Source organism: Flavobacterium sp. PLA-1-15, assembly GCF_049060005.1.
Classification (GTDB): Bacteria; Bacteroidota; Bacteroidia; order Flavobacteriales; family Flavobacteriaceae; genus Flavobacterium.
This window is the reverse complement of record NZ_JBMGQS010000002.1, coordinates 176,194-193,892: the sequence shown is the minus strand read 5'-3', so window position 1 is coordinate 193,892 and position 17,699 is coordinate 176,194. Positions and strand designations below refer to the sequence as shown.

Annotated in this window: 18 protein-coding genes and 1 pseudogene; 14 read left to right on the top strand and 5 right to left on the bottom strand. The window is 37.3% G+C overall.

Annotation, left to right across the window (positions count from 1 at the left end):
• Nucleotides 1-10 precede the first annotated feature (10 nt).
• Nucleotides 11-352, bottom strand: coding sequence for a tRNA-binding protein (locus tag ACI6PS_RS03025; RefSeq protein ID WP_421011070.1), 342 nt, complete (start codon nt 350-352; stop codon nt 11-13).
• A gap of 153 nt (nt 353-505) precedes the next feature.
• On the opposite strand from ACI6PS_RS03025, the gene ACI6PS_RS03020 reads away from it, so the two are divergent.
• From ACI6PS_RS03020 to ACI6PS_RS03010, 3 genes are read left to right on the top strand one after another with little or no spacing between them, the layout of a single operon-like run.
• A complete protein-coding gene (locus ACI6PS_RS03020) occupies nt 506-1,060 on the top strand; it encodes a thioredoxin family protein (RefSeq protein ID WP_421011069.1) in 555 nt (184 codons plus the stop codon).
• Nucleotides 1,061-1,070: 10 nt separating this feature from the next.
• Nucleotides 1,071-2,486, top strand: a complete 1,416-nt coding sequence (locus tag ACI6PS_RS03015; RefSeq protein WP_421011068.1) for a glycogen synthase — start codon at nt 1,071-1,073, stop codon at nt 2,484-2,486.
• Nucleotides 2,482-3,765: a glucose-1-phosphate adenylyltransferase gene (locus ACI6PS_RS03010; protein ID WP_421011111.1), complete on the top strand. Its 1,284-nt coding sequence runs from the start codon at nt 2,482-2,484 to the stop codon at nt 3,763-3,765. The genes ACI6PS_RS03015 and ACI6PS_RS03010 overlap by 5 nt, the downstream gene beginning before the upstream one ends.
• A gap of 1 nt (nt 3,766) precedes the next feature.
• Here ACI6PS_RS03010 and ACI6PS_RS03005 read toward each other — a convergent pair whose 3' ends face one another.
• From ACI6PS_RS03005 to ACI6PS_RS02990, 4 genes and pseudogenes are all read right to left on the bottom strand, one after another.
• Entirely contained in the window at nt 3,767-4,297 is a 531-nt protein-coding gene (locus ACI6PS_RS03005; protein WP_421011067.1) for a hypothetical protein, read from the bottom strand.
• 97 nt (nt 4,298-4,394) lie between these two features.
• A complete protein-coding gene (locus tag ACI6PS_RS03000) occupies nt 4,395-4,766 on the bottom strand; it encodes a hypothetical protein (protein ID WP_421011066.1) in 372 nt (123 codons plus the stop codon).
• Between the two features lie 108 nt (nt 4,767-4,874).
• Nucleotides 4,875-5,807, bottom strand: coding sequence for a peptidylprolyl isomerase (locus ACI6PS_RS02995; protein ID WP_421011065.1), 933 nt, complete (start codon nt 5,805-5,807; stop codon nt 4,875-4,877).
• A gap of 36 nt (nt 5,808-5,843) precedes the next feature.
• A pseudogene (locus ACI6PS_RS02990) lies at nt 5,844-7,033 on the bottom strand (MFS transporter).
• Between the two features lie 141 nt (nt 7,034-7,174).
• Here ACI6PS_RS02990 and ACI6PS_RS02985 point away from each other — a divergent pair.
• The 11 genes from ACI6PS_RS02985 (at nt 7,175) to ACI6PS_RS02935 (ending at nt 17,624) form a co-directional block, all read left to right on the top strand.
• Nucleotides 7,175-7,894, top strand: a complete 720-nt coding sequence (locus ACI6PS_RS02985; RefSeq protein WP_421011064.1) for a 3-ketoacyl-ACP reductase — start codon at nt 7,175-7,177, stop codon at nt 7,892-7,894.
• A 37-nt stretch (nt 7,895-7,931) separates the two neighbouring features.
• Complete coding sequence (gene trmD, locus ACI6PS_RS02980) at nt 7,932-8,612, top strand: tRNA (guanosine(37)-N1)-methyltransferase TrmD (RefSeq protein WP_421011063.1); 681 nt, start codon at nt 7,932-7,934, stop codon at nt 8,610-8,612.
• 168 nt (nt 8,613-8,780) lie between these two features.
• On the top strand, nt 8,781-9,131 hold the full coding sequence (gene rplS, locus ACI6PS_RS02975) for a 50S ribosomal protein L19 (protein ID WP_026705646.1): 351 nt from the start codon (nt 8,781-8,783) through the stop codon (nt 9,129-9,131).
• A gap of 517 nt (nt 9,132-9,648) precedes the next feature.
• Nucleotides 9,649-11,871 carry an NADP-dependent isocitrate dehydrogenase gene (locus ACI6PS_RS02970; RefSeq protein ID WP_421011062.1) on the top strand — a complete coding sequence of 741 codons (2,223 nt, stop codon included), beginning with the start codon at nt 9,649-9,651 and terminating at the stop codon, nt 11,869-11,871.
• A gap of 78 nt (nt 11,872-11,949) precedes the next feature.
• Nucleotides 11,950-13,827, top strand: a complete 1,878-nt coding sequence (locus tag ACI6PS_RS02965) for a T9SS type B sorting domain-containing protein (protein ID WP_421011061.1) — start codon at nt 11,950-11,952, stop codon at nt 13,825-13,827.
• Between the two features lie 361 nt (nt 13,828-14,188).
• Entirely contained in the window at nt 14,189-14,857 is a 669-nt protein-coding gene (locus ACI6PS_RS02960) for a thiamine diphosphokinase (protein WP_421011060.1), read from the top strand.
• 21 nt (nt 14,858-14,878) lie between these two features.
• The gene (gene nudK / locus ACI6PS_RS02955; RefSeq protein WP_421011059.1) at nt 14,879-15,466 is read left to right on the top strand and encodes a GDP-mannose pyrophosphatase NudK; all 588 of its coding nucleotides are present in this window, start codon (nt 14,879-14,881) and stop codon (nt 15,464-15,466) included.
• 80 nt (nt 15,467-15,546) lie between these two features.
• A complete protein-coding gene (locus tag ACI6PS_RS02950; RefSeq protein ID WP_421011058.1) occupies nt 15,547-16,134 on the top strand; it encodes a hypothetical protein in 588 nt (195 codons plus the stop codon).
• A gap of 32 nt (nt 16,135-16,166) precedes the next feature.
• Entirely contained in the window at nt 16,167-17,111 is a 945-nt protein-coding gene (rlmF, locus tag ACI6PS_RS02945) for a 23S rRNA (adenine(1618)-N(6))-methyltransferase RlmF (protein WP_421011057.1), read from the top strand.
• A 58-nt stretch (nt 17,112-17,169) separates the two neighbouring features.
• The gene (locus tag ACI6PS_RS02940; RefSeq protein WP_421011056.1) at nt 17,170-17,400 is read left to right on the top strand and encodes a hypothetical protein; all 231 of its coding nucleotides are present in this window, start codon (nt 17,170-17,172) and stop codon (nt 17,398-17,400) included.
• Nucleotides 17,385-17,624, top strand: coding sequence for a type II toxin-antitoxin system RelE/ParE family toxin (locus tag ACI6PS_RS02935; RefSeq protein WP_421011055.1), 240 nt, complete (start codon nt 17,385-17,387; stop codon nt 17,622-17,624). Before ACI6PS_RS02940 ends, ACI6PS_RS02935 begins: the two co-directional genes overlap by 16 nt.
• Nucleotides 17,625-17,699 lie beyond the last annotated feature (75 nt).

The window sequence follows — 17,699 nt, the reverse complement described above, 5'->3', positions numbered from 1 at the left end:
GGCTTTTTTATTATCCAATCCTCAGTCCATTTTCTACTTTAAAATCTGGACTCAATAAAACCACGTCACCTTCGGCTCCTACCGCTCCAAGAACCAAACATTCACTCATAAATTTTCCAATCTGTTTTTTTGGAAAATTTACAACCGAAATTATTTGCCTATTTAGCAAATCTTCCTTCGCATAGCGTTTTGTAATTTGGGCCGATGTTTTTCGGATTCCAATCACATTTCCAAAATCAATTGTCAATTGAAATGCCGGTTTTCTGGCCTCCGGAAAATCGTTTACTCCAATAATTGTCCCTACTAACATTTCTACTTTCTCAAAATCTGCCCAAGTTATTTCAGATTGCATATTTTATTCAATTTTTTATTATTAATATTAAATATTCATAATTCAAATTTCTAATATTTTTATTATATTTAGAAACAAAAACTAACATTTTTACAACATTAAAGTTCAAAGTTGTATCAGAGAAATAGTAAGCTAAAATTCAATCTTTTATAAATGGCAAGAACGCCTTCCAACATGTTACCGCTCGGAACTCCGGCACCTGCATTCAAACTCAAAGACACCAATTCCAATTATCATTATTCATTTGAAGATTTAAAAGGAAGCAAGGGAACTTTGGTAATGTTTATTTGCAACCATTGCCCGTTTGTGCACCATGTTTTGGAGGAAATTCTAATGATTGCAAACGATTATCGTGTTCAAGGATTGGGAATAATGGCCATTTCGAGTAATGATGCTCAAAAATATCCACAAGATGGGCCAGAATTGATGCGCGAATTTGCTTTTGAAAACCGAATTGATTTTCCTTATTTATATGATGAAAGTCAAGATGTTGCAAAAGCTTTTGACGCCGCTTGCACACCCGATTTTTATCTTTTTGATGCTCAAAATAAATTATTTTATCGAGGTCAATTGGATGATTCCCGTCCCGGAAATGGAATTCCTTTAAGCGGAAGCGATTTGCGAAATGCTATTGATGGCGTGATTTATAACAGAACTATTGCCGAAACACAGAAACCTAGTTTAGGCTGTAATATCAAATGGAAATAATTTTATAAAGATGGAAATATACCATATAAGTGCCGAATGTTACCCCGTTGCTAAAGTTGGCGGTCTGGCCGATGTTGTGGGTGCGTTACCAAAATACCAAAAAAATCTCGGACATAACGCTAAAGTTGTAGTTCCGGGTTACGACAATAAATTTACCAATGAAAATGAATTTGATACCATCCATCAAGGAAAATTGAAATTGGGTTGGTTTCATTTTAATTATACCGTTTTCAGAGAAAAAACAAATAAATTAGGTTTTGAATTGTACTTGATTGCCATTCCAGAATTGTTTGACCGACCGAATGTTTATTCTTATGATGACGACACCGAACGTTTTACCGCCTTTCAGATTGCTTTTTTGAATTGGCTGACCGAAACGAATCAGAATCCTGATATTTTACATTGCCACGACCACCATACCGGATTGATTCCTTTTATGGTACAAAATTGCTTCAATTATCATCATTTGAAAAACACGCCAACCGTCCTGACCATCCATAATGGGCAATATCAAGGTTGGTTTGGTTTTGATAAATTGCATTATTTACCTGAATTTCATCAGTCTAAACTAGGCTTTTTGGAATGGAATGGTATCGTCAATCCTTTGGCTTCAGCTATAAAGTGTGCTTGGAAAGTGACTACGGTTTCTCCGAGTTATTTGGATGAAATCAGCAACAATGCGAATGGTTTGGAAAGTCTCCTTCGTTATGAACGCCCAAAATCCATCGGAATTTTAAACGGAATTGATACTGAGGTTTGGAATCCGAAAACCGATGAAATGCTGACTTCCAATTTCAACGTGAAGAATTTTAAAACCGGAAAACAAAAAAACAAACAATTCATCTGTGAGCAATTTAATCTCGACATCAATAAACCTTTATTCACCTTTATTGGAAGATTGGTTGGCGAAAAAGGTGCCGATTTGCTACCTGAAATTTGCAGTACTGCTTTGAGCAGAAATCCCGGTGAAATCAATATTTTGATGCTCGGTTCTGGCGACAAACAACTGGAAAATAGCCTTGACGGATTGAAGTATTTTTATCCAGGAAATTATAATGCTTACATTGGTTATAATGAAAAACTGGCCCACATTATTTATGCCGGTGCCGATTTCCTTTTGATGCCTTCTCGTGTTGAACCTTGCGGTCTGAATCAAATGTACGCCATGCGTTACGGCACGATTCCAATTGTCAGAAGAACGGGCGGATTAAAAGATACTGTTTGGGATATAGGAGATGGAGGATTTGGAATTTGCCACGATAACGTGAGTGTTTACGATGTAAATCATTCCATTACAAGAGGAATTGATTTGTTCAACGATCGTGAAAAATTTGATTCCGTTAGAAAAATAGTCATGCAAATTGACCATTCGTGGGACAAAGTTGCAGAAGAATATATCAGTGTTTACCAATCAATAACAAATTAAATCTATGAAAAAGAGTGTTTTAGCCATCATTTTAGGTGGTGGTCAAGGTTCTAGATTAGCGCCTTTAACAGAAAGCCGTTCAAAGCCAGCAGTTCCAATCGCGGGAAAATATCGATTGGTTGATATTCCCATATCCAATTGCATCAATTCAGAAATAACAAGAATGTTTGTCTTGACGCAGTTCAATTCGGCTTCTTTGAATCAGCATATAAAGAATACCTATCATTTTAGTTATTTCAGTAATGCATTTGTAGATATTTTAGCGGCCGAGCAAACTCCGGACAATCCGACTTGGTTTCAAGGTACGGCGGATGCGGTTCGCCAATGTATGCAACATTTTCTGAACCACGAATTTGATTATGCCTTGATTCTTTCGGGCGATCAATTGTATCAGATGAATTTCAATGAAATGATTGATGCACATCACGAAAGTGGCGCTTCCATTTCCATCGCAACTTTACCTGTAAGCGCTAAGGAAGCTCCAGAATTTGGGATCTTAAAAACAGATTCAGATAATTTTATTACTTCATTTATAGAAAAACCAGCCAAGGAATTATTACCCGAATGGACATCCGAAGTAAGTGAAGAAATGGCGAGCGAAGGCAAACATTACCTGGCTTCGATGGGTATTTACATCTTCAACAGAGATTTGCTTGTTAAATTGATGTCGAATCCTGAAACGAAGGATTTCGGCAAGGAAATTATTCCGCAAGCTATTGGGAATCAAAAAATATTAAGCTACCAATACGAAGGTTATTGGACCGATATTGGAAACATTGATTCGTTTTTTGAAGCCAATTTGGGCTTGACAGATGACATTCCAAAATTCAATTTATTTGATGAATCGAGCAAGATTTTTACACGTGCAAGGGTTTTGCCTCCTTCTAAAATTACTGGGGTTACATCTTTCAATAAAACCGTAATTGCCGAGGGTTGCATCATCAATTCATCGAAAATTGAACATTCTGTAATTGGGATCAGAACAAGGATTGACGAAGGTTCTGTAATTAAAAATTCCTATTTGATGGGAAGTGATTTTTATCAGAATCTCGAAGAAATTTACGCCAATAATCTCAATGATGTGGCCAATATTGGAATTGGAAAACGTTGCTACATCAACAATACCATTGTTGATAAAAACTGCCGAATTGGAAATGATGTGTATCTAAATGGCGGAAAACATCTTGAGGACGCCAACACACCTTTATATACCATTAAGGAAGGAATTATCGTGGTGAAAAAAGGAGTAGTAATTCCGGACGGTTTTAGAATTGAGTAAATTATTTCTTCTTCAATACAATATTTACAGGTTTATTAGCACGAGGTCCAAATTGTTGGGCCTTTTGCTGTACCTGAGTAGTACATAAAATGTACATATTGAAGGCATAAAGCTGAATAATTTCGGTTTCATATTGAGGTTTTTCAGAAACATCCTCTATCTTAACCCTCATATTATCAGCCGGAAAATCATTGGTTACAGACAATAAGTAAGTGTCTTTTGAAAAGGGAAAAAACCATTTTGCCTTTTGATTTTCGGGAGTGTTTTCTATTTTCTTGCCGTCGTTATCAATTTTATAATTTTCATAAAATTTCATGATCTGACCGCTTTTGTTCCAGCTGTATTTGTTGTTGACATTCACAACATCATTGCCTACACTGTCAACAAGGGTTACTTTCAAGTTATGAATGTTTTCTGATTTTCCATCTTCATGGATATGCAAAACAATATAAGACGAAAAGTCATAACCGCAGTGTTGTTGGGCTTTCGCCGAAAAAGTAATCAGAAATAGAAAAATTAAAAGATAACGCATGGAAAATTATTTGAATGCAAAATTACGATTTATAAAGTGTCGATTTCAAAAATTGTTCCAATAAAAAAACATCCGCCATTGGGCGGATGCTTATGCTTTAATTGGTTTGAACAGCTAAATAATTATAAATCGCTAATGTTTCGGCATCCGAAATTCTTGCTTTTTTTTGCATTCTTTTCATAATTGGCACCCAGTCTTCTCTAGAAAAATCTTCAGCTTTGTAGAGTTTATGACAGTTGGCACAGTTGTTTTTATACAAACCACCACCGTCATAAGTGGAAGCCAATTTTATAGTTTCAGGATTATCAGCAACTGGAGATAACAGTGCGACAGGCTTTTCTTCCACAACCGTTATTACTTCCGTTATTTGTTCTTTTACGGGAACTTCTTTTTCAATTGTTGCTTTTTTTGTTTTGCAGGAAGACATTAAAATCGACGCTAAAGCAATTACAATAATTTTTGATTTCATTTTTGGTTTTTTGATTACTGCCGTAAATGTAAAAAATCCCAACAATAAAACTATCGTTGGGATTCTATTTATAAAAATTCAAAACAAGCAAATCGCTCTATGAATTTCTTATTTAACGTCCATCAATTCAACATCAAAAATCAAGGTTGCGTTTGGAGGAATCACTCCACCAGCTCCGCGAGAACCATATCCTAAATGCGATGGAATTACAAAACGCGCTTTATCACCTACTTGCAACAACGCGATTCCTTCGTCCCATCCTTCGATTACATTCCCTCTTCCTAATGGAAATTCAATTGGTTTTTTTCTTGTGTAAGATGAATCAAAAACTTTTCCGTTTTCTAATTGTCCCGAATAGTGAACAGAAACCGTTTTACCATTTTCCGCTTTCTTACCATTACCTTTTTGGATCATTTTATAACGCAATCCGCTTTCTGTTTTATCAAAACCAGCCGCCAATTCTTCCATTTTTGCTTCGGCCGCTTCTCTTTCAGCCGCTTCACGTTTTGCACGAGACCCTTCAAAAGTTCTGAAAGCTTCCACTGCATTCCATTTTTCAGCCTCAGCTCCAACTCTCAAGATTTCAACACTTTCTAAAGCATCGCCTTGAGCAACAGTATCTACCACATCTTGTCCTTCAACAACATGACCGAAAACTGTATGCTTATTATCCAACCAATCCGTTGGGATGTGTGTAATGTAAAATTGAGAACCGTTTGTTCCAGGTCCAGAATTCGCCATAGCCAAAACTCCTGGACGGTTATGTTTTAACGTTGGGTGGAATTCATCATCAAATTTATAACCTGGATCTCCCGTTCCAGTTCCAAGAGGACAACCTCCTTGAATCATAAAATCTGGAATTACACGGTGAAAATTCAATCCGTTATAATAAGGAGTTCCTTGTGGTTTTGCTTTATTTTCAAGGTTTCCTTCTGCCAAAGCTACAAAGTTACCTACTGTTCCTGGAGTCAAATCGTGTGTAAGTTTAACTAAAATCGATCCTTTTGGAGTATTGAATTTAGCATATATTCCGTTTTCCATTGTTTGTTTATTAAAATTGAAGTGCAAATTTACGAATTAATTCTTTATTGATTCAGCCTTTATTCGTTTAGATTTCGACTGATACGTGAGTCATAAACTGTTAGTGCCAATACCGCCAAAAGGATGCAACCCAAAGTAACAGCCTGCCACTCGCCTATTTTCCACAGGAATAATCCGTAGGCAGAACCTAATGCAGTTCCTAAGAAACTAAACGACATATAAACGGTATTCATCCTGTTTCTTGCTTCGGGAAGGAGTGAATATACACGGGTTTGATTGGAAATATGAACGCCTTGCAATCCGATATCAATCAAGATAATCCCGATAACTATTCCGATAATACTAGTTTCTGAAAAATAAAAAATGATGAAACTCGCTAACATCATCAAGCAACCATAACCAACTGCCACTCTTGAATTTCCTTTATCGCCTAATTTACCAACCAATGGTGCCGCCAAAGCTCCCGAAGCACCAATAATCCCGAAAAGTCCAATCGTTGCTGAATTGAATGAAAAGGGTTCTTTCGAAAGCAATAAAACCATTGTGGTCCAAAATGCTCCGAATTGTGCAAAGCAAAACATATTGATTAATGTGGCTTCTCGTAAAAGTGGCTGTGTTTTTATAAGTGTAAAAAGGGATTCAATTAATTTTCCATAAGAACCCTGAAAGTTTGGTTTGTTATAAGGAAATTGTTTTTGAATGACAAAAAACAAAAGCAGACAAATTCCACCTGCAATCCAAAACATCGAACGCCACCCCAAAATTTCTCCAATAAAGCCACTTAATGTTCTAGACAATAAAATTCCAACGAGCAAACCACTCATAATGATTCCTACCACTTTTCCTCTTTTTTCAGGTTGACTTAAAGACGCGGCCAGAGGCAAAATTAATTGCGGTACTATGGAAGTTGCCCCAATTAGGAACGAAGCAATTTCCAAAACTAAAAAACTTTTAGCTGTTGCTGCAATGATCAAGGCAATAATCGAAGCAAAAGTGGTAATTAAAATCTGTTTTTTACGTTCGATCTTATCGCCCAAAGGCACCATAAAAAACAAACCAATCGCGTAGCCGGCTTGGGTAAGATAGGCAATTGTACCGGCTTTTGTTTCTGTAATTTTAAACTCTTCGGCAATCAGTACAATTAATGGTTGACAATAGTATAAATTGGCAACGATTAATCCCGTACATGCCGCCATAAACAGGACTTTGGTATTGGATAAATTCATGCTGCAAAAATACTATACTTAATTTTTATGCCATCTGAATCCAACAATAATTTAACGTAAGTAAATTCATAAATTTCACATAAACCTAAACGCTAAAACATCCGATACACTTAAATTTGTATTTTTAAAATCAAATACAAAATGGAAATTTTATCAGGCAAAAAAGCAATCATAACGGGCGGTGGAAAAGGTTTGGGAAAAGCCACAGCCATCGCTTTCGCTAAAGAAGGAATAGACGTTGCCATCACAGGCCGAAATGAGCAGAACTTAATCGACACGGTTTCTGAATTAAAATCATACGGTGTGAATGCCATCTATGAAAAGTTTGACGTAGCCAATCAGCAGGAAGTACAATCTGCCATCAAACGTATTTTGAACACATTCGGAACCGTAGACATCTTAGTAAACAACGCTGGGATTGCCTCTTTCGGAACCTTTCTAGAAATGAGTCCCGAAAAATGGAACGACATTATCCAAACCAATGTCATGGGAATGTATTATGTAACGCGAGAAGTTCTTCCTTTCTTAATCGAGAAAAATCAAGGCGATATCATCAACATTTCATCAACCGCTGGACTTACAGGAAATGCTGGAACTTCAGCTTATTCTGCTTCAAAATTTGCGGTAATTGGACTTTCGGAGGCCTTGATGAAAGAAGTACGAAAAAACAACATCCGTGTTTGCACTTTAACTCCAAGTACAATTGCATCGGATATGTCAATCGAATTAGGAATCGCAAGCAAAGATTCCGAAGATTCTGTTTTGCAACCAGATGATTTTGCAGAATTGGTTGTAGCCAGTTTGCAATTGCCAAGACGAGCCATGTTGAAATCGGCTTCTTTGTGGTCAACAAATCCATAAGAAATAACTTTGTACCTTTGCACTTTCAAAACAAATTATGAGAATCGACATCATTACCATCTTACCCGAATTATTACGAAGTCCGTTTGAGGCATCCATTATGAAACGTGCCATCGACAAAGGATTGGTGGAAGTTCATTTCCATAATTTGCGTGATTATACGACCAACAAACAAAAAAGTGTCGACGATTATCAATTTGGCGGTGGAGCCGGAATGGTCATGATGGTACAACCAATCGACGATTGCATCACAAAACTGAAAAGCGAAAGAACCTACGACGAAATCATCTACATGACACCCGATGGCGAAACGCTGAACCAAAAAATGGCCAATACGATGTCGATGTACGAAAATATCATCATTTTATGTGGACATTATAAAGGTGTTGACCAACGCGTTCGCGACCATTTCATTACAAAGGAAATTTCAATTGGTGATTATGTTTTGAGTGGTGGCGAATTAGGTGCATTGGTTTTATCTGATGCATTAATACGTTTGATTCCTGGTGTTTTAAGTGATGAAACTTCTGCTTTAACGGATAGTTTTCAGGATAATTTGCTATCTGGACCAATCTATACACGACCAGCCGATTACAAAGGCTGGAAAGTTCCAGAGGTTTTAACCAGCGGACATTTTGCTAAAATCGATAAATGGCGTGAGGATATGGCTTATGAACATACAAAAAACAGAAGACCGGATTTACTTGATAACGAGTAGGTTATTATTTTGAATGATGAATTTTAAATTATAAATGACTTGTGCCGAAATAATTTAAAATTTATCATTTAAAATTCAAAATATTTTCTATTTTTGCACCCTCATTGAATTAACCTCTGGCGAAAACCGTGAATGTTGATTTGATTTAAACCATAAATTAGAAATAAAATGGCAGATTTAATGAAATTTGTTCAAGACGAATTCGTAACAAGAAAAGATTTCCCTGTATTCGGAGCTGGAGACACAATCACAGTTTACTACGAAATTAAAGAGGGTGAAAAAACAAGAACTCAGTTCTTCAAAGGAGTTGTAATCCAAAGAAGAGGTTCTGGAAACACAGAAACTTTCACAATCCGTAAAATGTCTGGAGCAGTTGGTGTAGAGCGTATCTTCCCAGTAAACTTGCCAGCTTTGCAGAAAGTTGAAATCAACAAAAAAGGTGCAGTTCGTAGAGCTAGAATTTTCTACTTCAGAGAACTTACTGGTAAAAAAGCAAAAATCAAAGACAAAAGAAGATAATTCATTGTCGCTTACTTATAAAAATCCCGATTCATTTGAGTCGGGATTTTTTTTGTTTTATATTTTAGAAGCGAATCGTTCCGGCTGAGAATAATCCATATTCCTGCTGGAGCCACTCGCTTTGAGCCTGCTTTTGAGGCAGGCTCAAGAGCTCAAACAATGGCTCCATCAGGGCTAAAAGGCCAATCATTTTCCACACGTTTGGCTAAATGATTGGCCTTCTAGCCCCGATTGTAGTGGAAATCCTTTTTTGAATTGCCTTGGGTTTAAACCCAAGGCAATTCAAAAAAGATTGGAACGGAAAGCGGGAATATGGATTATTCTCTGCCCTACCTTTCGCTCCTTAAAAAATCAAATGCTGCAGTAAATTGCAGTCCAAATTGCTGATTTGTCATTTATTAAACCATAAATTGCCATATTCACAAATCAAACGTTTTCGTAGCGTTCTGATTCTGAAATTCGCACTCGTTTTATTATATTTGTAACCCTTACAAAATAGCAAACAAACTTTTATACAATGTCAAATAAAGCAAAGATTTTTTACACCATCACGGACGAAGCTCCAATGTTAGCCACTCATTCTTTCCTTCCTATTGTTCAATCTTTTACGGCTCCTGCGGGAATTGCTGTGGAAACCAGAGACATTTCTTTGGCGGGAAGAGTTATCGCAAACTTTCCAGAATTTTTGAATGAAAACCAAAGAATCAAGAACGATTTATTGGAACTTGGCGAATTGGCTAAAACTCCCGAGGCGAATATCATCAAATTGCCTAACATTTCTGCTTCGGTACCGCAATTGAAAGAGGTAATCAAGGAATTGCAAAAATTGGGTTACAACTTGCCTGAATTGCCGGAAAATCCACAAACAGACGAAGAAAAAGCCATCAAGGCAAAATATGCAAAGGTCTTGGGTTCGGCTGTGAATCCGGTTTTACGTGAAGGAAACTCCGACAGAAGAGCTCCAAAAGCAGTAAAAAACTATGCTAAAAAACATCCGCATTCAATGGGTGCTTGGAGTGCTGATTCAAAAACACATGTTGCTTCGATGAGCGAAGGTGATTTTTACGGAAGTGAAAAATCGGTTACTATTAAAGACGCTGATACTTTCAAAATCGAATTCGTTGGAACTGATGGCACTTCAAAATTATTAAAAGACACTTCTCCTCTAAAAGCAGGCGAAATTATCGATAGCGCTGTTTTGAGCGTAAATGCCTTAAAGAAATTTATCGCAAAAGAAATTGAAGATGCAAAAGTAAAAGGCGTTTTGTTCTCAGTTCACTTGAAAGCAACGATGATGAAGGTTTCCGACCCGATTATCTTTGGTGCAATTGTGGACGTTTTCTTTGCTCCTGTATTTGAAAAATATGCAACACTTTTCGCCGAATTGGGTGTAAACACTAAAAATGGTTTTGGCGATGTGTATGCAAAAATCGCAGGACATCCTCAACAAGCAGAAGTAGAATCTGCTATAAATGATGTTTATGCAAATGCACCTGCTCTGGCAATGGTAAATTCAGATAAAGGAATCACGAATCTACACGTTCCTTCGGATGTAATTGTAGATGCTTCAATGCCTGCCATGATTCGTACTTCTGGACAAATGTGGAACAAGGACGGAAAAGGTCAAGATACAAAAGCGATTATCCCAGACCGCTCGTATGCCGGAGTTTATGTAGCAACGATTGATTTCTGCAAAAAACACGGTGCTTTCGACCCAAAAACCATGGGAAGTGTACCAAACGTTGGTTTGATGGCACAAGCAGCCGAAGAGTATGGTTCGCACGACAAAACCTTCCAAATGGATGCGGATGGAAGTGTAAAAGTAACCAACTCGAAAGGTGAAATCCTTACAGAACAGAAAGTAGAAAAAGGCGATATTTTCAGAATGTGCCAAGTAAAAGATGCTCCGATCCAGGACTGGGTAAAACTGGCCGTGAACAGAGCGAGATTATCTGATACTCCTGCCGTTTTCTGGTTGGATGAAAACAGAGCACACGACAGACAGTTGATCGAAAAGGTAAACCTTTACTTGAAAGAACATGACACAAGTGGTTTGGATATCAGAATCTTAAATCCTATTGAAGCTACGAATTTTTCTTTGGAAAGAATCAAAGATGGTAAGGATACAATCTCTGTAACTGGAAATGTATTACGCGATTATTTGACCGACCTCTTCCCTATTTTAGAATTAGGAACTTCTGCAAAAATGCTTTCTATCGTTCCATTGATGAACGGTGGCGGATTGTTCGAAACAGGAGCTGGTGGTTCTGCACCGAAACACGTAGAGCAATTTATCGAAGAAGGTTACCTACGTTGGGATTCTCTTGGAGAATTCTTGGCTTTGGGTGTTTCTTTGGAGCATTTGGGTCAATCTTTGAATAATTCTAAAGCATTGGTTTTATCCGAAACATTGGACCAAGCAAACGAGAAATTTTTAGAGAATGATAAATCTCCTGCAAGAAAAGTAGGTGAAATTGACAACAGAGGTTCACATTTTTACATTGCGCTATATTGGGCTCAAGCTTTGGCCTCACAAGATAAAGATGCTGAATTGAAAGCTATTTTCGCTCCTATTGCAAAAGAATTGACAGATAACGAAGCAAAAATCAACGAAGAATTAATTGGTTCACAGGGTAAACACCAAGAAATTGGAGGTTACTACAAACCAGATTTCAAATTGACGGATAAGGCAATGCGACCAAGTGAAACTTTAAACAACGCTTTGGCTAAATTACTGTAATTCAGAATTAAAAAAAATAAATATCAAAAAAGACGACTTTCAGGGTCGTCTTTTTGCTCTTAAGCTGTTATACATCATATGGAAAAAACCTCGAAAGTAATTGTTGCTTTTTTATTTTTAGTACTCACATCCAATCTCTCCTATGGCCAGTTGGGCTTTTGTTTAGGCAGTAAAGGATTGCCCATCTTTACGGAAGATTTTGGCAGTGGAACAGGTTTTGGGCCTCAATTACCTGCAGGAACTACTTCGTATAATTATGTGTCAGGAACTCCAAATGATGGCGATTACACATTATCATCCCAAATAAACCTTAATAATTCCTGGCACAATACAAAAGACCATACTCCGGGAGACACAAACGGAAAATCGCTGATTGTAAATGCGAGTTTTACTTCGGGTGAATTTTATAAACGAACCGTAACCGGATTGTGTGTCAACACCACATTTGAATTTACCGCTTGGCTGATGAATATTTATAACTCAGCTTCGGTTGGAGCGTGTCCCGGAACCGGAATTCCAATCAACGTAACGTTTGAAATTTGGGATGCTACCGAAACGACATTGCTAAAATCTGGTAACACAGGTGATATCAATGGAACTCCTTCACCGATCTGGGAACAATTCGGATTAACCTTTACCACTTTAGGCGGACAAACTTCTGTAGTTTTAAAGATGAAAAACAACGGTGTGGGAGGTTGCGGAAACGATTTGGCCATTGACGATATTATGTTCCGTTCTTGTGGAGATTTTACACTTATAGCCACTGGTCCCGACAATGTTTCATCCTTTACAACTTGCCAAGACCAATTGCCAACCAATATCAATTTGAATGTGTTTTCCGAAGGGACCAATTTGAATGTTTATCAATGGCAAGAAAGCAATGATAACATTACTTGGACCGACATTGCTGGTGAAACTACCGATAATTATGTTCCAACTATCACAGCAACTAAATTTTTCAGGGTAAAAGTAGCCGAAGATGTAGCCAATCTGGCAAATCCATTTTGTTTTACCGTTTCTGAAGTTTTCACAGTAACTGTTGTTCCAAAACCTGTTGCACCAACAAGTAACGGTAATGTCGATATTTGCGAAGGAGATCCAATTCCTGCTTTGTCCGTAACGCCCGCCACTGGCGAACAAGTCAATTGGTTTGATGTGCTAACAGGTGGAAACTTGTTGCAAGCCAACAGCACCACTTTTACTCCAACAATCGAAGGAACTTATTATGCCGAAGCTTTTGTTCCAAATGCAACTTGCGTAAGCGACACTCGAACTGCAGTCAGTTTCAACATACGCGAAACTCCAATTGTAACGGATGGTACGGCTACTTTTTGCGAAGATGGTTTTGTAAACATCAGTGCCGAAATCGACGGTGTTGACTATCTGTGGAGCACTGGAGAAACCACCAAAACCATCCGAGTGACTTCAGCAGGAACATATACTGTAACAGTTACCAACACCGTTGGATGCTCAGCAGTTCGAACTGTGATTGTAACAGAAACGTTAATCCCTATAATCGACCAAATCATTATCGACCACAGAACCGTAACGATAACCACCACTACAACTGGAGATTACGAATACGCACTTGATGGAATAGATTACCAAGATTCAAATATTTTTTATGGTGTTACCGGTGGTGTAAGAACCGCTTTTGTGAGAAACAGATGTGGTAGAGGTACTCAACGTTTCGACCTAATCATACTTCCAAAATTCTTCACCCCTAACGGCGATGGCTTCAACGACATCTACCAAATTGAAGGCCTTTCTATGGTTCCAAAAGTAAAAATTGCCATTTTCGATCGTCAAGGCGCATTGATTATTTACCTAGACGAAAGAAATGCCAGCTGGGATGGAACTTTCAACGGAAACATGCTTCCTGCAACCGACTATTGGTACAAAGCCAATTTCAAAGACGGAAAAGAAATGAAAGGACATTTTTCGTTGATAAGATAATTTTTTGAAGCAATTCCGGCTGTCCATTACAAAAAAATCTTGCCATAAAAAGTTTTGTAAATCCCGCAAGGAGCTTCCGTTGGTCGCTCTTGCAGGATAACAAAACTAGATTTATTGCAAGATTTTGTTTTCATTACCATCCGGGCTAAACCTATAGAAACGCATAATCGTTTAATAGGGCTTCACCCTATGCTAAAATATATTGCCCTTTCAGGGCGAAAACTGAATTACTATTTGATAGGGTTCTACCCTATTTTAAATTATCAGGCCACGTGTGGCTTTAGCTACAGATTAAATATATCAAAAACCCAAAGTTTATTTATCTTTACGAGCAAATCTGAAATCTAAAATCAAAAATCAAATGTCTTCACACCACATCGTTCGCGACGACCAAGAACCTGCCTTAATCATTGCCAACGGTGCATCTTGCAGTTCCGAATTATTAGGACAACTTCTAGAATGGTCGCCACTTGTGATTGTCTTGGATTCAGCCATCGAACGGGTGATGCAACTTGATATAAAAGTAGATGTACTTTTAGGCGATTTCGACCGGAATTTCGATACAAAGAAATACGAAGAGTTGCAATATCCAATAGAAATTGTCCATACTCCCGACCAAGACAAAACCGACCTCGAAAAAGCAATAGACTATTTAATTGAAAGAAAAATTCCTGCTGTAAACGTAGTTTGGGCAACCGGAAGAAGAGCCGATCACACGATTACCAACATTACAAATATTGTTCGGTTTAAGGATTTGATTAAGATTGTAATCCTCGACGATTATTCAAAAGTATTTCAATTACCACGAAATTTTCAGAAATGGTATACTGCTAACACAAACATTTCACTGATTCCGATTGGTGTCGTTTCAGGCATACATTCAGAAAATTTACTATATCCTCTACATAACGACACCCTCACGATGGGTTATCGTACTGGAAGTAGCAATTCCGTAAAAGAAGACGGAATCGTTTCCATCACACACCAAAAAGGCGATCTATTGATGATGGAATGCATCGATTTAATCTGATTCAAATCTAACTATACAACAATGAGTAATACGAAAATTAAAATCAAAAATACCGAACTCCTTTCCAAAAACTGGGCAACACTTACCAAAGTTACCTTTGATTATGAAACCCCAGACGGAAAAGTACAAATTCACAAAAGAGAAGTGTACGACAGAGGAAATGGAGCTGTGATTTTCCTATACAACAAGAAAAGCAAGAACATCATCCTGATCAAGCAATTTCGCCTGCCAACTTACCTGAACGATAACCCAACTGGCTTTTTGATTGAAGCTTGTGCCGGACTTTTGGAAAAAGAAAATCCCGAAGATTGCATCAAGCGGGAAACGGAAGAAGAAACAGGATATGAGATAAGTGATGTAAAGAAGATATTCGAAGCCTATATGTCTCCTGGATCAGTAACGGAAATCATTCATTTCTTTACAGGCGAATATTCCAACGAGATGAAAATAAGCGAAGGCGGCGGAGTAGATACCGAACAGGAAAACATCGAAGTTTTGGAGCTTCCTTTTGACAAGGCTTATGAGATGATTGCCACTGGAGAAATTATCGATGCCAAAACCATTATGTTGCTTCAATATGCCAAAATCAATAATCTCCTAGACGCTTAACATTTATAAATAAAACTTACAAAGGCATTCTCACAAAGTTACATTTTCATCAAACTTTAACAATATCACAATTCACAAGAATGATAAATTTATTTGGCAGAAATGAAGATACTTGGAAGCACTTTTCAGAATCAACTGGAGGAACTTTTTTTTCAGGCCGATATGGAAAACTAGACGGAACAATAGTCAATTATAAAAATTGGGATATTGTATTTGACTATTATGATTTGTATTCAGGAAAATTTAACCAAAGGTTTACTAGAATCTTCGTTCCTATTGATTCGAGGGATAGTTTTAAATTCGAAATCTACAATAACGGAATTGTCCGATCCGTCGAGAAGTTTTTCGGTGCACAAGATATTGAAATCAGAATAAAAGAGTTTGATAAAAAGTTCATTCTAAAAGCCAATAATGAATTCAAATTAAAGAAGCTTTTACAGAATTCAACTTTAAGAAGTCTAATCGAAAAAGAAGCTGAGTTTAATTTTCAGATATCAAATTACAAAGGAATTTGGGGAGAGAAAACTACAGGTTTTGAGCTTTCCTTTTTTGCAAAGGGAGAAATTAAGTCAATTGAAACCTTGAATTCTCTTTTAGATATCTTTAAAATCACCTTAGAAAGTTTAGAAGAGAACCATTCAATAACAAAACCCTCTGCTAATCGTTAGTAAAGCGTATCTTTGCCTTGAAAATGAGCACGATGAAACCCACGATAACAAACGAAAAGAAAGCATTACATCCGAGAAACCCGCACCGTTTTAGATATGATTTTGCAACACTGATAAAGGCTTCTCCCGCTTTGAAACCTTTTGTATTTATCAATGAGTTTGATATAGAAAGTATTGATTTCAGTAATCCAGAGGCTGTAAAGGCTTTGAACAATGCTATTTTGATAAGCGAATACAGCATTCAAAACTGGGATATCCCTAAAAACTACCTCTGTCCTCCTATTCCCGGAAGAGCCGACTATATCCACTATCTGGCTGATTTATTGGCTGAAAACAACAACGAGGTTATCCCGCAAGGCGATACCGTTTTTGGGTTGGACATCGGCGTTGGAGCCAATTGCATCTACCCGATTATTGGACATTCTGCCTACGGATGGAGCTTTGTAGCAACGGATATTGATGAAAAAGCGATTGACAATTGTGCCATGATCATCGACCATAATCCTTCGCTTCAAGAGGCAATCAGTCTGCAACAGCAACTCAACAGTCGGTATATCTTCAAGGATATTATTCAGCCCGAAGATCGGTTTGCGTTTACGCTTTGCAATCCGCCGTTTCATAGTTCGGAAGAAGAAGCCAATAAGGGAACTATCCGCAAGATCAATAATCTGCAAAACACCAAAACCACCAAACCTGTGCTCAACTTCGGTGGGCAGAATGCTGAATTATGGTGCGAAGGCGGCGAACTTGGTTTCATCACCCAAATGGCATACGAAAGTGCAAAATACCCAATGCAGGTGCTTTGGTTTACAACATTGGTATCAAAAAACTCCCATTTGGCAAGCATCTACAGGACTTTGGCAAAAGTAAATGTGGCTACCATCAAAACAATTGAAATGGCGCAAGGTCAAAAGATGAGCCGTATTGTAGCATGGACTTTTCAATCGGAAAAACAATTGAAGAGTTGGAAGTTTTAAGTTTTTATAAACTTTGCCCGTAATTATTTTTTGTATTTTTGATTAAAGATTTTTGACTATGAATACTCTTGAACTAAAAAAAATATTGATTACGAAAATCTCTGAAATAGAAGACAATGCTTTTCTTGAAGCCTTGAATACTATATTAGACCACAAGTCTTCTGATGCTGAAAAAGATTATAAGCAATATAATTTTGATTTGCTAAAGGCAGAAGAAGATATAGAAAACGGAAGAATATATTCTCACGATGCGATCAAGGAAAAAATTGCCTTATGGAAAAAGAGATAGTTTGGACTGAAATTGCTCAAGATCAATTACAGGACATCTATTTCCATATTCTTGAAGAATCTAAAAGTTTTTCAATCGCAGACAAAGTTATCGATGCAATTGTAGATGCAGTAACAATTTTAGGCAACAGATGGGAAATCTACGAAATTGATAAAATGCGATTACCAAACTCTCCTAATTATAGAGCTTTAGAAATATATCCTATAGAATATCATACAAAATAACTGATAATTCTATTTTCATAATACGAATTAGACATACCAGTAGAAACCTAAAAAGTTTCAATTAATTTTCATACA